General features: G+C 73.4%; 14 protein-coding genes. 3 read left to right on the forward strand and 11 right to left on the reverse strand.

Annotation, left to right across the window (positions count from 1 at the left end):
* The 8 genes from ACWGKQ_RS46165 to ACWGKQ_RS46200 all read right to left on the reverse strand — a co-directional run.
* On the reverse strand, positions 1-401 hold a 401-nt coding region (locus ACWGKQ_RS46165; protein WP_453298086.1), incomplete at its 3' end, for an acyl-CoA dehydrogenase family protein.
* Positions 398-1399 (reverse strand): ABC transporter substrate-binding protein, encoded by a 1002-nt coding sequence (locus ACWGKQ_RS46170; RefSeq protein WP_453298087.1) that lies wholly within the window; start codon positions 1397-1399, stop codon positions 398-400. The genes ACWGKQ_RS46165 and ACWGKQ_RS46170, both read right to left, overlap by 4 nt.
* 39 nt (positions 1400-1438) lie before the next feature.
* Complete coding sequence (locus ACWGKQ_RS46175; protein WP_453298088.1) at positions 1439-2539, reverse strand: LLM class flavin-dependent oxidoreductase; 1101 nt, start codon at positions 2537-2539, stop codon at positions 1439-1441.
* Between the two features lie 15 nt (positions 2540-2554).
* On the reverse strand, positions 2555-3532 hold the full coding sequence (locus ACWGKQ_RS46180; protein ID WP_453298089.1) for an ABC transporter substrate-binding protein: 978 nt from the start codon (positions 3530-3532) through the stop codon (positions 2555-2557).
* Entirely contained in the window at positions 3529-4245 is a 717-nt protein-coding gene (locus ACWGKQ_RS46185; protein WP_453298090.1) for an ABC transporter ATP-binding protein, read from the reverse strand. Before ACWGKQ_RS46185 ends, ACWGKQ_RS46180 begins: the two co-directional genes overlap by 4 nt.
* A gap of 5 nt (positions 4246-4250) precedes the next feature.
* Complete coding sequence (locus ACWGKQ_RS46190) at positions 4251-5117, reverse strand: ABC transporter permease (RefSeq protein ID WP_453298091.1); 867 nt, start codon at positions 5115-5117, stop codon at positions 4251-4253.
* Positions 5114-5995, reverse strand: coding sequence for a sulfurtransferase (locus ACWGKQ_RS46195; RefSeq protein WP_453298092.1), 882 nt, complete (start codon positions 5993-5995; stop codon positions 5114-5116). The genes ACWGKQ_RS46190 and ACWGKQ_RS46195 overlap by 4 nt, the downstream gene beginning before the upstream one ends.
* Positions 5992-6687, reverse strand: coding sequence for an alpha/beta hydrolase (locus ACWGKQ_RS46200; RefSeq protein ID WP_453298093.1), 696 nt, complete (start codon positions 6685-6687; stop codon positions 5992-5994). The genes ACWGKQ_RS46195 and ACWGKQ_RS46200 overlap by 4 nt, the downstream gene beginning before the upstream one ends.
* A gap of 319 nt (positions 6688-7006) precedes the next feature.
* Between ACWGKQ_RS46200 and ACWGKQ_RS46205 the strand changes: the two genes are divergently transcribed.
* Complete coding sequence (locus ACWGKQ_RS46205) at positions 7007-7870, forward strand: LysR family transcriptional regulator (RefSeq protein WP_453298094.1); 864 nt, start codon at positions 7007-7009, stop codon at positions 7868-7870.
* A 38-nt stretch (positions 7871-7908) separates the two neighbouring features.
* Here the strand turns inward: ACWGKQ_RS46205 and ACWGKQ_RS46210 are convergent, their stop codons facing one another.
* Together ACWGKQ_RS46210 and ACWGKQ_RS46215 are read right to left on the reverse strand one after the other, a co-directional pair.
* On the reverse strand, positions 7909-8250 hold the full coding sequence (locus tag ACWGKQ_RS46210; protein ID WP_453298095.1) for an SCO4225 family membrane protein: 342 nt from the start codon (positions 8248-8250) through the stop codon (positions 7909-7911).
* A 120-nt stretch (positions 8251-8370) separates the two neighbouring features.
* Complete coding sequence (locus tag ACWGKQ_RS46215; RefSeq protein WP_453298096.1) at positions 8371-9279, reverse strand: helix-turn-helix transcriptional regulator; 909 nt, start codon at positions 9277-9279, stop codon at positions 8371-8373.
* Between the two features lie 101 nt (positions 9280-9380).
* Between ACWGKQ_RS46215 and ACWGKQ_RS46220 the strand changes: the two genes are divergently transcribed.
* Positions 9381-10808, forward strand: a complete 1428-nt coding sequence (locus ACWGKQ_RS46220) for an MFS transporter (protein WP_453298097.1) — start codon at positions 9381-9383, stop codon at positions 10806-10808.
* Between the two features lie 93 nt (positions 10809-10901).
* Here ACWGKQ_RS46220 and ACWGKQ_RS46225 read toward each other — a convergent pair whose 3' ends face one another.
* A complete protein-coding gene (locus ACWGKQ_RS46225; protein ID WP_453298098.1) occupies positions 10902-13157 on the reverse strand; it encodes a SpoIIE family protein phosphatase in 2256 nt (751 codons plus the stop codon).
* A 289-nt stretch (positions 13158-13446) separates the two neighbouring features.
* Here ACWGKQ_RS46225 and ACWGKQ_RS46230 point away from each other — a divergent pair, with 289 nt between their 5' ends.
* Positions 13447-13665: a hypothetical protein gene (locus ACWGKQ_RS46230; RefSeq protein WP_453298099.1), complete on the forward strand. Its 219-nt coding sequence runs from the start codon at positions 13447-13449 to the stop codon at positions 13663-13665.
* The last annotated feature ends 44 nt before the right edge of the window (positions 13666-13709 follow it).

The following is a 13709-nucleotide window of genomic DNA, read 5'->3' on the forward strand; positions in this document are numbered from 1 at the left end:
TCCGGGGTGCGGTGGGCGCGGGTGGCCGGCAGGCCGCCCCGGGCCGGGGAGCCCAGTTCGGGCTCCACGCGCGCGTGGTTGACGAGAACCGGGCGCTGTCCGGACTCCTTCAGCACGCGCGCGTACAGCGCCTCCGGCCAGTGCGGGCGGGCCGCCTGGCGGGCGTGGGTGGCCAGGGTCATCGCCGTGATGAGGGCCACGGACGGGTCGCCCCGGCCGATGGTGTGCAGGATGCGGGCCGTCTCGGCGACGCCGGCGCCCGGACCGTCGTACTGCCGGCCGATCGTCGCGGTCAGCCAGCCCGCCTCGTGGACCAGTCGGAGGGACTGGGCGGGGAACTCCGCGGACCGGTCGTAGCCGACGGCGAGTTCGGCTATGCGGTCCACCGTCTCTGCGGTCACAGGGCCTTCTTCAGGTCGGCGTTCAGGGCCGTGGTCCAGAACGACTTCACGTCCAGGTGGGCGGGCAGGGCGCCGAGTTCGGTGAAGGCGTCGGCCACTTTCTGCTCGGAGGCGATCGCCGTGCCGTCGACCGCGCGGGCCTGCGTGGGGCGCTGTTCCTGCTGGGCGGTCAGGTCCTGCTGGGCCTGGGCGACGGGCTGGTGGGTGTTCTGGGCGACGACCTTCGCGAAACCGGCTTCGCGGCCGTCGCGGACGTACGCGTACGCCTTGGTGATGCGGGCGATCAGGTCCGCGGCCGCGGCCTTCTCGGCGGGGCTCTCCAGGACGCTGTCGCGGGCCGACCAGAGGAAGTTGCCGGAGAGGATGTCCGCGCCGGAGCCGACGGTCGTGGCGCCCTGCTGGTGGGCGGTGATGACCGAGGTGCCGTAGGAGGCGAAGGCGTCGATGGAGCCGCCGTTGAGGGCGGCCAGGCCGTCGTTGGGGAGGAGCGGCTTGGCGTCGATGTCGGACCAGGTCAGGCCCGCTCGCTTCAGGAGTTCGTAGAGGAAGTAGTGGGCGGTGGTGTTCTTGACGTAGCCGACCTTCTTGCCTTTCAGAGCGGCGATGTCGGTCACCTTCGAGCCTTTGGGGACGACGACCTCCTGGTTGAGGGTCGAGCCCCGCTGGACGGCGACGACCTTGAAGTTCGGTCTGCCGTCGGCGGCCGAGAAGACGGGCGGGATCTCGCTGGAGGAGGCGAGGTCGAGGGCGTTCGCGCGGACGGCCTGGAGCTGCTGGTCGCCGCCCTGGAACACGCTCCACTTCACCTTGTAGGGGGTGTCGTCGAGATGGGCGAACTTGAGGACCGCCTCCTCGACCTTCCAGCCGGTGGCGCCGACGCGCAGGGTGACCTCGTTCTCGGAGTCGGCCTTGGCACTGCCGCCGCAGGCCGCGGCGAAGGGCAGCAGGAGGGCGGTGAGCAGGGCGGCGGGCGCGCGCAGGGCGCGGGGCAGCAACACGGGGTCTCCATGGGGTACTCGCAGAGTCGACGGGGGGTGTCAGGCGGCGGGGACGGTGGCGGCGCGGTGGGCCAGTTCCTGGCGGACCAGGGGCAGCACGTGCCGGGCGTAGTCGATGGCGTCGTTGAGCGGGTCGTAGCCGCGGATCGACAGCAGGTCGCAGCCGATGTCGACGTAGTCGAGGAGGGCCTGGGCGACGGTCTCGGGGGTGCCGACGAGGGCGGTGGAGGCGCCGGCCGCGTTGGTGGCGACGGCGGGGGCGGTCCACAGGCAGCGGTCGTGGACCTCGCCGCGCTCCGCGATGTCGAGCAGCCGCTGGGAGCCGACGTTCGCCGGACGCCCGGCGGTGCGGTAGTGGCGGAGCAGTTCCGTGTTGCGGGCCTGGTCCTCGAGGACGCCCAGGGTGCGGTGCGCCTTCTCCCAGGCGAGTTCCTCGGTGGGCGCGATGATCGGGCGGAAGGAGACCCAGATCCGCGGGTGCGGGCGGCCGGCCGCGTCGGCGACGGCGTTGACGGCGGCGATCTGCTCCGCCGTCTCCTTCAGCGGCTCGCCCCACAGACCGAAGATGTCGCCCTGCTGCCCGCCGACCCGGTAGGCGTCCTGGGAGGAGCCGCCGACGGAGATCGGCACCAGGCCGTGCACCGGCTTCACGTCCGAGTAGTAGCCCTGGAACGTGAAGTACTTGCCCTCGTGCGAGACCGGGCCGTCGGCCTGCCAGACCTTCCGCAGGATCTGGATGTATTCGTCCGAGCGCTCGTAGCGTTCCGCCTTGTCGAGGTAGTCGCCCTCGCGGCGCTGCTCCTCGTCGTTGCCGCCGGAGATGATGTGGAGGGTGAGGCGGCCGTCGCTGATCTGGTCCAGGGTGGCCAGGGCGCGGGCTGCGTGGGTCGGGAAGACCACGCCGGGGCGGTGGGCGAGGATCGGGCGGACGCGTTCGGTGTGGGTGGCGACGAACTGGGCGACCTGGAAGGCGTCCGGGGAGGCCGAGTGGTAGGCGACCAGGGTGTGGTCGAAGCCGCCGTCGTCCAGGGCGCGGGCGTACCTGCGCAGGTGCGCGACGTCGAGGCCGGTACGGCTTGAGGCGGCCGGCCCGGAGGCTCCGGCGTCGGTGTGGACGGCGCTGATGAACTCGACAGGCATGAGGGCTCCCGTGGGTTACTTGAGAAGTGACGTGTCGGCGGACTTCGCCACGTCGACGTTCGGGTCGAGCACGCCGATCCCGTTCATGAGGTCGGCGACGCCCTGGACGGTCCTGTTCACGTCCGCGGAGACCGGCAGCACCTGGCTGTACGCGGCCGACGCGAGGGTCCTGGCGACGGCCGCGTCGGCGCCGTTGCGCTGCTCGATGGCCTTGGCGTACGCGTCCTGGTGGGTGCTGGTCCACTTCAGGGCCGTACCGAGGCGCTTGAGGAAGTCGGACAGGGCGGCCTTCTTCGAGGCGTCGGCGAGGGCCTTGTCGGAGGCGTTGACGAAGCCGTAGCCGCTGACCCGGCCGTCCGCGCCGTCGACGAGCAGCCGGCCGCCCTGCTCCAGGCCGACGGCCTGGTAGACGCCGAAGGTCGCCCAGATCTTGACCTTCCCGGAGGCGAAGGCGGCCTGCGCGTCGGTCGGCAGCAGGTACTGCACCTGGACGTCCTTGTAGCTGAGGCCGTTCTGCTTCAGCACGTTGGCCAGCAGGTACTCCGAGACGCTGCCCTTGGCCGAGGAGACGACGACCTTCTGGCCCTTGAGATCCTTGACGCTGTCGATGCCGGAGTCCTTGCGGACGACGATGCCGACGTGCGTGCCGTCGTTCTTGAGGGCGGCGACGTTCTTCAGCTTCACCCCGCCGCTGAGCGCCTGGAGGGCGGGCAGGTCGGCGGAGTAGCCGGTGTCGGCGGCGCCCGCCTGCACGGCCTGGTAGAGCGGGGCGGCGCCCTCGAACTCGGCCCACTTCACCTTGTACTTGGCGCCCTTGAGGGCGTCGGAGGCGGCGACGATCGTCTGGAGGGTCTTGGCCTGGTCGCCGATGGTGAGGGTGACCTGCTTCGAGGAGGCGTCCGCGGAGGAGTCCGCGCCGCAGGCGGTCAGCGCCAGCAGGGCGAAGGCGCTCAGCGCGGCGGTGGCGGCGATTCTGCGGGTTCCGCTTGTCACGAGGGGGTTCCTTCCAGGGTGCGGGTGACGCCGAGCCAGCCGAGCAGCCGGGCGCGCAGGGAGACGAAGTCAGGGGTGGTCAGGTCGCGGGGACGGGGCAGGTCGACGGTGAGTTCGTGGGCGATCCGGCCGCCGTCCATCACCAGCACCCGGTCGGCGAGCAGCAGCGCCTCCTCCACGTCGTGGGTGACCAGGAGGACCGCGCAGCCGTGCGACTGCCAGAGTTCGGCGACGAGCTGCTGGACCCTGCCGCGGGTGAGGGCGTCGAGGGCGCCGAACGGCTCGTCCAGGAGAAGCAGTTCGGGCTCCCGGACCAGGGCGCGGGCCAGCGAGACGCGTTGTGCCTGGCCGCCGGAGAGGGTCTTCGGCCACACCCCGGCGCGGTCGGCGATGCCCACCTCGTCCAGGGCCTTCGCGGCGAGCTCCCGGTCGGGGCGGCCGGGCAGGCCGAGGACGACGTTGCGCCACACCTTCAGCCAGGGCAGCAGCCGGGGCGACTGGAACGCGGCACTGCGGCGCACCGGCACGGTCACCTCGCCGCCGATCTCGTCGTCGAGTCCGGCGAGGATCCGCAGCAGTGTCGACTTGCCGCAGCCGCTGTGCCCGAGCAGGGCCACGAACTCGCCCTCGCGCAGGTCGAGATCGAGGTCGTGCAGGACGGTGTTGCCGTCGAAGGCGCGGGAAAGCCCGCGGATCTCCACGCTGTTGGCCATGACGCTCACGCCTCGCCCTCGAAGTTGGCCCGCCAGGTCAGCAGGCGGCGGGACAGGATCCGTACGGCGAAGTCGCAGGCCAGGCCGAGCAGGGCGTAGACGACCAGGCAGAGCACGATGACGTCGGTGCGGAAGTACTGCTGGGCGTTGCTCATCAGGTAGCCGAGGCCCGCGTCGGCGTTGATCTGCTCGGCGAAGACCAGGGCCAGCCAGGCGGTCGACAGGGCGTACCGGAGTCCCACCAGGGCACCGGGCAGCGCGCTCGGCAGGATGACGTACGTGATGAGGCCGAGCCGGCCGAGGCCCATCATGCGGGCGGCCTCGACGAGTTGGGCGTCGGTGGAGCGGATGCCGCCGTAGATGTTGAAGTACAGGGGGTAGGTGACGCCGAGCGCGACCAGGGCGATCTTCGGGGTCTCCTCGATGCCGAACCAGACGATGAACAGCGGGATCAGACCCACCCAGGGGATCGCCCGGAACATGCCCATCGAGGAGTCGATGACGTCCTCGCCGAGCCGGAACAGGCCGGCGAGGAGGGAGAGGACGAGGGCGACGGTGGCGCCGATGAGGAAGCCGATGGCGGCGCGGCGGCCCGACGCGGCGATGGCTCGGGGCAGTTCGCCGTCCTTGGTGAGGTCGACGGCCTGTTTGACCACGTCCACCGGGGAGGCGAGTACGGACTCCGGGAGGATGCCGGTGGCGGAGGCGAGGAACCAGAGCAGGACCAGGCCGACGGGTCCGGCGGCGCGGCGCACGGAACGCGGCACGGTGGGCCGGCGGCCCTGCCGGACGGTGCCGCGGATCGTGACGCGCCCGGCCGTGGGCGCGGCCTGCTGCGCGGGGACGGCGGCCTTCAGCGATTCGGTGGTCATGAGGAACCCCTCGCAGCAGCGGACGATCCGGACGGCAGGGGTCCCGTCGCGGCCGGGCGGGTCGGGTCGGCCGACCACGCGGACCAGGAGCCGGGGAACAGGACCGCCGTCTCGAACCCGGCGATCTCCAGGGCCGCGATCTGGTGGGCGGCGGTCACCCCGGAGCCGCAGTAGACGCCGATCCGCGTGCCCGCGCCCGCGCCGGCCTTCCCGAACCGTTCGCGCAGCGCGTCGGCCGGCAGGAAGGTGCCGTCGGCCGCGAGGTTCTCGCCGGTCGGCGCGGACACCGCGCCCGGGATGTGCCCGGCGCGCGGGTCCACCGGCTCCGCCTCGCCCCGGTACCGCTCGCCGGCCCGCGCGTCCAGCAGCAGTCCGCCGGCGGCGAGTTCGGCGGCGCCGTCGGCGTCCGTGACCGGCAGCGCGCCCGCCCGCAGGACGACGTCTCCGGGTGCCGGGGCGGCCGGGATCCCGGTCTCCAGCGGCAGTCCGGCCGCCCGCCAGGCACCCAGGGCCCCGTCGAGGAGCGTGACGTCGGTGAGGCCCGCGTACCGCAGCAGCCACCAGGCGCGTGCGGCGGCCGTGTTGCCCAGGTCGTCGTGGACCACGACGGGCCGGCCCTTCCGCACGCCCCAGCGCCGTACCGCCGTCTGGAGGGTGTCGAGGCCGGGCAGCGGATGGCGGCCGTCCCGCGGCGAGGGCGGCGCGGCCAGTTCGGTGTCGAGGTCGACGTAGACCGCGCCCGGGATGTGCCCGTCGGCGTAGTGGTCGCGGCCGTGCGGGTCGCCCAGCGCCCAGCGGACGTCGAGGACGGCGGGCGGCCGGTCGGAGTCGAGCAGGTCGCGCAGTTCGGTGACGGTGGTCAGGACCGGGCGGCTCATGCGAGGCCCTCCGCGATCAGGGGGAGCTCGGGCGACAGGCGCAGCCGTTCCAGGAACAGCACGACGGTGGCGGCGGCCGTGCGGTGCAGGGCGTCGTTGAGGACGTCGTGGCGGCCGGCGGTGAACTCCACCAGGTGCGCCGGGGAACCTGCGTAGGCCGCGCGGGCCGCAGCCAGAGGGCTGACCGTGTCGTCCTTGCCGTGCAGGGCCAGCACCGGCACCCGTACCCGGTCCAGGCGGAGTTCCGGCAGCTCGGGCAGGGCGTCCAGGGCCCCGCGCCGGAAGGCGGGGTCGCCGGTCAGCCGGGCCTGGTGGGTGGGGCAGGCGGTGCGCGCCTGGATCTCGGTCTCCCAGCTTCCCGCGGTCCAGGGGCCGGTGGGCAGCCCGGCCAGGATCAGGGCGTCGATGCCGGGGACCGGTTCGGCGGCCAGCTGTACGGCGTACCGGGCGCCGGTGTCCGAGCCGACCAGCACCTTGGGACCGGGCAGCGACTCGTCGGCGAGGAGTTTGGCGGCCTCGTCGAGGACCGTCGGGTCGGCGGCCGGGTCGCCGAGGGCGCGGACGCGGTAGGCGTCGAAGGCCAGCCGGCGGCCGAACCGCTCGTACACACCGCCGTGTTCGCCGCGGCCGGCCAGCACGATCAGCGTGCCGCGCGCGGCGAGGCCTTCGGGTTCGTCCCAGGAGAAGGGCATGAGGGGGCAACTCCCGTTCCGGAGCAGGGGAAGAAGGAAGAAAAAGGGGAGGGCGCGGCCGTCACCGGCACGTGTCAGCCACGGGGCGAATCCGGCAGGGGCGGCGGAAGGGCGCGGGTGTGCGCGGAGGGATCAGCGACAGCGGGCGCTGCACGCCACGCCGAAGTCGATGACTCGGCGCTGCGTCAGAAGGGCAGCCGTGGCGGTCGCGAACATGCCTCCATCATGAGCGGCGGTGACCGAACGCGTCCAACGATGATTCCGCATCGAAACCGATCAGGGATCGCGATCGGTCGGGGAAACGGCTACCGTCACGGCTATGTCCCGACCCGTCCTCGACATCGTGGCCCTGCGCAGCCTGACCGCGGTGGCCGACTGCGGCGGCTTCCACCGGGCCGCCCGTGCGCTCGCCCTCAGCCAGTCGGCGGTGAGCCAGCACGTGCGCAAACTCGAGAAGGCGCTGGGGCACCCGGTGGTCGAACGCGAGGGCCGCGGCACCCGGTTCACGCCCGAGGGGCGCCTGCTCCTCGAACAGGCCCGGCGTATTCTCGCCGTCCACGACGAGGCCCTGCGGGTGCTGCTGGACGCGGACGGCGACACCGTCACCATCGGCTCCACCGAGCACGCGGCGGACCAGTTCCTGCCCCGGCTCACCGCCGCCGTCCAGGAGGTGCGGCCCGGCTGCCGGGTCCGCTACCGCATCGACCGCTCCGCACGCCTGGTGGAGGCGGTCGAGCGGGGCAGCGTGGACGTGGCGGTGTACGTCACCGAGGCCGCCGCCACCGAGGGCACGCCGGTCGGCGGTCTTCCGCTCTCCTGGCACGCGACCCCGGGCTGGCGGCGGCCCGACGCGCCCTCCCCGGTGCCGCTGGTCGCCATCGAGGAGCCGTGCGCGATCCGCCGCCGGGCCATCGCCACCCTCGCCGCACAGGGCGTGCCGGCCACGGTCGTCGGCGACGCCGGCTATCTCGCGGGCGTCCTCGACATCGCCCGCACCGGGCAGGGCGTCGCCCTGATCGCCGCGGTGGGCCCGGCCCCGGACGGCCTGAGCCGGTACGACGGCCTGCCCGCCGTCACCCCCATCCCGATGAGCGCCCTCGCCCGCCCCGGCGCCGACCCGACGACCGTACGCGCCGCGCTCACGGCCGTCCGTGACCTGCTCGGCGGGGCGGCCGGGGCCTGACACCCGCCCCACCACGACCGGCGGGCAGCGAGCAGCGGTCAGCAGGAGTGGACCGAGCGGCGGTGCCGGGCGAGGACGGCCTGCCGCAGGGCGCCCAGGACCAGGGACTGGAGCAGCGCCGAGACGACGACCGTGCCGACGAAGAACCAGTTCGGGGTGTCCGTGCGCCAGGCCGTCCGGCCGAGCGCCGAGAGCAGCGGGAACACCGGGAAGGTCACCAGGGGCGGCCAGAGCCAGGCGTAGTCGGAACCGTGCTCGTCCGCGTGCGCGGAGTCGACGGCGGCCTTGGTGATGACGACGGCGACCAGGACGAGGTAGGCCACCGAGAGCCGGTTGGTGAGCATCAGTCGGACAACGGTGCGGGCCGGGCCGGTTTCCATCGTCGTCTCCCCCGTGGCCGGTCGTCGAGTTCCCTCTCCCCTACTGCATCGTCGGGGCAGGACCGCGCCCCGGTCCTGAGTACGCGTACTCAGTTGTGCGAACTAATTGTCTTGTCCCGGTCAGGAGTTCGACGGCAGCGCCCGCGTCAGGTCGTACAGCTGCTGCAGGCGCTCCCGCGAGTCCTCGTCCGCCGGGGCGTAGGTGACCATCCGCGCCCCGGACCCCGGGTTCAGGAACAGGTCCGTGTGTTCCAGGGTGAGGAAGCCGACGTACGGGTTGAGGAACTGCTTGGTCCTGGCGCGCAGGTCCACCACCTCGTAGCGCTCCCAGTTCTCGCGGAACTCCGCGGACTCCGCCGCCAGCCGCTTGACCAGCATCTTCCAGGCCGGCTCGGCGAGATGGCCGGCCATGGACGCGCGGAGCTTCGCGGCCATCAGGCGGCGGGTCTCCTCCAGGTGCACGATGGAGCGGCACCACTCGGGGTGGGTGTAGACGAGGATCATGCAGTTGCGGTCCTCGGGCGGGACCGCGTCGAGGTCGCACAACAGGCGGCCGTAGGTGCGGTTGTAGGCGAGGATGTCGTAGCGGCTGTTCTGGACGGACGCCGGGAGGGGTTCCAGGGCGCGGAGCACCTCGTGCAGGCCCGGCGTGACGCCCGTGCAGCTCGCGGCCGGGGTCGGGTCGACGGCTTCGGCCAGCTGGAAGAGGTGGGCGCGCTCGGTTCCGTCGAGCCGCAGGGTGCGCGCGAGGGCGTCCAGGACCTGGACGGAGACCTGGATGTCCCGGGCCTGTTCGAGCCAGGTGTACCAGGTGACTCCGACCGCGGAGAGCTGCGCGACCTCCTCGCGGCGAAGGCCGGGCGTGCGGCGCCGGGTGCCGCGCGGCAGGCCCACCTCCTCCGGGGTGATCCGCTCCCGGCGGCTGCGCAGGAACGCGGCCAGCTCGTGCCGCCGGATGTCCGCGGGCCGGCCCGGGCCGGGGACCCCCGGCTGCCGGGCCGTCGTCGTCTCCTGTGCCGTCGTCGTCATGTGTCCAGCCTGCCGCGCCGCCGATCCTGTTGCCAGGTACTTCTACTACCAGGACAAGGAGACTCTGGTACCAGTCTCAGGGAGGCCGCAGGCTCGGGTGCATGACCGAAACCGTCACCACCGCGCCCGTACGGTCCCCGTCCGCGCCACCCGCGCTCGGCGGCCCCGGACTGTTCACCGTCCTGCTGGCCGCCGCCCTTCCCCTCGTCGACTTCTTCATCGTCAACGTCGCCCTGCCCACCATCGACGCCGATCTGCACGCGGGCGAGGCGGTGCTGGAACTCGTCGTCGCCGGGTACGGCGTCGCCTACGCCGTGCTGCTGGTGCTCGGCGGCCGGCTCGGCGACCTGTTCGGGCGCCGCCGGCTCTTCCTCGGCGGCATGGCCGCGTTCGGGCTGACCTCGCTGGCCTGCGGACTCGCGCCGAACGCCTGGTCGCTGGTGGCGGCCCGGGTCGCCCAGGGCGCCGCGTCCGCCGCGATGCTCCCGCAGGTCCTCGCCACCATCCAGGCCGCCACCCGCGGCGGCCGCCGCGCGAGGGCCATGAGCCTGTACGGCGCCACCGCCGGCCTCTCCATGGTGGCCGGGCAGATACTCGGCGGAGTTCTGGTCGCCGCCGACATCTGGGGCACCGGCTGGCGCTCCGTGTTCCTCGTCAACGTGCCGGTCGTGGTCGTCGGGCTGGTGCTCGGCGCGCGGTTCGTGCCGGAGACGAAGTCGCAGCAGCCCGAGCCGGTCGACGGGCCGGGCACCGTGCTGCTCGCCGCCTCCCTGCTCGTCCTGCTCGCCCCGCTCACCGAGGGCCGGGCGGCGGGCTGGCCGCTGTGGACCTGGCTGTCGCTGGCCGCGTTCCCGGGCGTGGCCGTCGCCTTCTACGCCGTGGAGCGCCGCGCCGACCGGGCGGGCCGTACGCCGCTGGTCCCGCCGAGCCTGTTCGAACTCGCCTCGCTGCGGCGGGGGCTGGCGCTGATGCTGCCGTTCTCGATCGGGTTCAGCGGGTTCATGTTCGTGATCGCCGTGGCCCTGCAGAGCGGCGAGCACCTGGGTCCGGTCGCCGCGGGGCTGGCGCTCGCGCCGATGGCGGTCGCCTTCCTGTTCGTCTCGCTCGCCGGTCCGCGGCTGATCGCCCGGTACGGCAGCCGGGTGGTGACCGCCGGGTCCCTGGTCCAGGCGGTCGGCATCGTCCTCATCGTGCTCGCCGCCCGGCGGGACTGGCCGCACCTGGACCTCGTCGGGCTGCTGCCCGGGGTCGCGATCGCCGGTGCCGGTCAGGCCCTGCAACTGCCCAACGTGCTGCGGCTGGTGATGTCGGAGGTGCCGCCCGCCCGGGCCGGGGTGGGCGGTGGCGTGATGGTCACCACCCAGCAGTCCGCCCTCGCCCTCGGCGTGGCCACCCTGGGCACCCTGTTCCTCTCCCTGGTCCCGCACCAGGGCGTACGGGACGCCCTGGTCGTCACCCTGCTGGTGCAGCTGGGCCTGGTGGTGCTGACCGGCCTCCTCAGCCTGCGCCTGCCCCGCACCGTGAACTGACCAGCGCCCCGTAGGGGCGCGGGGAACTGCGCGACCAGCCACAACGGCGCCGCACCCGCCGGACGGCATATCGCGGCACCCCCAGCGGCGCACTCAGCCGCCGCTGCCACCCAGTTCGAACCACACGATCTTGCCGGTACCCAACCGGGTCGTGCCCCACCTCCGCGCCAACCGGTGCACCAGATAGAGCCCGCGGCCATGTTCGTCGGTGGCCTTGGCCTGACGCACCCTCGGCAGCTGCGGCACGTCGTCGCCGACCTCGCAGCGCAGCACGTCCGTGCGCAGCAGCCGCAGGCTGATCGGACGGGAGGCGTGCCGTACGGCGTTGGTGACGATCTCGCTGACCAGCAGCTCGGCGGTGTCGGTGAGGTCCTCCAAGCCCCAGCCGGCCAGCGCCTCCCGGGTGAGCCGGCGGGCCCGGCCGGGCGCGCCGACCTCCGGCTCCAGGGTCCAGTACGCCACGTCGCTCGGCGCGATGCCGTCGAAGCGGGCGGCGAGCAGCGCGATGTCGTCGTCCCGGTCGCCCGGCCCGAGCATGTCGAGCACCTCGTCGCACAGCGCCTCGAGCGGCGGCGGCCGGTCGGGCCCGGTCAGCTGGGCGGTGGCGGCGAGCTTCTCGCGCAGCTGCTCGATGCCGGTCCACACGTCGCGCAGCCGGGACTCGACCAGGCCGTCGGTGTAGAGGAGCAGGGTGGCCCCGGTGGGGGCGTCCAGCTCCACCGCCTCGAAGTCGATGCCGCCGACTCCGATCGGGGCGCCCGGCGGCACCGCGAGGACCTCCGTCTTGCCGCCCGGGTAGAGCAGGATGGGCGGCGGGTGGCCGGCGTTGGCGACGGTCATCCGGTGCGAGACGGGGTCGTAGACGATGTACAGGCAGGTGGCCATGCGGTCGGTGCCGAGCCGCTGGGCCTGTTCGTCGAGGTGGTGCAGCACCTCCTGCGGGGGCAGGTCGAGCCCGGCCAGGGTCAGCGCGGTGGTGCGCAGCTGGCCCATGACGGCGGCCGAGGTCATGGAGTGCCCCATGACGTCGCCGACGACCAGCGCCACCCGGCTGCCGGGCAGCGGAATGGCGTCGTACCAGTCGCCGCCGACCCGCGCGGTCTCGGCGGCGGGGAGGTAGCGCACCGCGAGCCGGACGCCGGTGGGCCGGGGCAGCGAATGCGGCAGCATGGCGCGCTGCAGCCGGTCGGCGATGAAGGCCTCCCTGCTGTACAGGACGGCCTTGTCGACGCCGAGCGCGGTGTGGGTGGCGAGCTGGGCGGCGACCAGGAGGTCGGCGGGCTCGAACGCCGGGCGCTCGGGCCGGCGCAGGAAGACGACGGCGCCGGTGACCCGGCGGCGGCCGCGCAGCGGGGCGAGGATCGCGTGCGAGCCGACCCAGTCGTTCAGCGCGCTGTCCGCGCCGACGAGTTCGCCCAGCGCGGCACGGGTCGGCGGGGTGTCGGCGAACACCGGCCGGACCCCGCGCAGCACCTCGGCCAGGGCGCCGCCGGGCACCACCTCGCTCCAGTCGGAGGCGTCCAGGTCGTCCTGTTCGTCGTCCACCGTCTCCGCCGGCCAGACCAGTCCCTCGGCGCCGGGACCCTTCATCCGGTCGGTGCGGCGCAGCCGCAGCACGGCGGGGCCGGTGGGGCGTTCGTCGCCGACCGGCAGCGGGTCGCGCAGGTAGACGAGGGCCGCGTCGGAGTACGTCGGTACGGCGGCCCGGCACAGGCCGAGCACGATCTCGTCGGTGTCGAAGCCGCGGGCGATCCGCCGGGTGGCCGCGCCGACGTAGCGCAGGCGGTCCTCGTCCGGGGCCTTCGGCGCGGCGGGCGGTCCGGACCCGAGGGTGTCCTCGCGTACGCCGAGCGCGGTCTGCGCCGACAGCGCGTCGGCCAGGGCGATGTCGTCCTCCACGAAGTCCTCTCGGTCCGGGCGCCGCAGGAGCACCGCCACACCCACGACGGCGTCGGGGGCGCGCAGCGGGGCGAGCAGGACCCGGTTGCCCTGCGGGAGCCGGATCGCCGTCCCGAGGAGTTCTTCGAGGGCCTCGTCCACGCCGTCCGGGCCCCGGCCGCGTGCCCTGCCGCACCGCAGCAGTGCGGCGAGCGCGCCGTCGGGCGCCACCGGTCTCGACCGCGGGGGCGTTCCGCCCATGGTGCCGCCGAGTTCGGCGGGCGCCCCGTCCCACTCCAGGCGCTCCGGCTCGGACCGGCCCGGTGGGCGGTCGCCGAGGTAGACGAACATCCCGTCCGCCAGGTCCGGGACCGTCACACGGTACAGCTCACGGACGGCCTGGTCCGCGCCCTCGGCGCGGGCGATCCGGCGGCCGGCAACGGCCAGGAAACGTTGAGGATCCGGCAGCATCGCCTCTCCGTGCCGGTGGCCGCTTCACACAAGGTCGCTCTCATCTTGAGCCAGGGTCAATGCCCTGTCCAGGGTTTCCACCGGTACACCAAGTCCGGCGCAAGATCCGGCGGTTGATGAGGGGAGGTACGCAAGGGGCCCTGTCCGCCGTGTGAACTCCGGGGGCGTCCTCGCCAAAACCCGGTGAAGAAATCCCCGTTGATGTTGGTCTTGCTGCACACTCCTTGCCGTCGGCCCGCCGTCGACACGTACCGGACAGCACAGATGGGGCACGGACTCCGGAGGCGTCATGTCGCAGATCGACGAGAGCAAGGTCAGCCGCTGGGACCGGCACGGCCGGGAACACGTGGTCCGGGTCCAGCGCACGGGTGTGCAGCGCACGATCGCATGCGACACCTGCGGCTGGCGCAAGGGCGCCCAGTTCCTGCCCTGGCTGAAGGCGGAGGAGCACCTGGCCGAGGCCCACCAGGCCACCGTGGACCCCGCGGGCGCCGAACCCTCGCGATGACTTTCCGGCGGCGCGGGAGTCGTACCGTCCGAGACCGCGCCGAC

The organism is Streptomyces sp. NPDC054770, assembly GCF_053611985.1.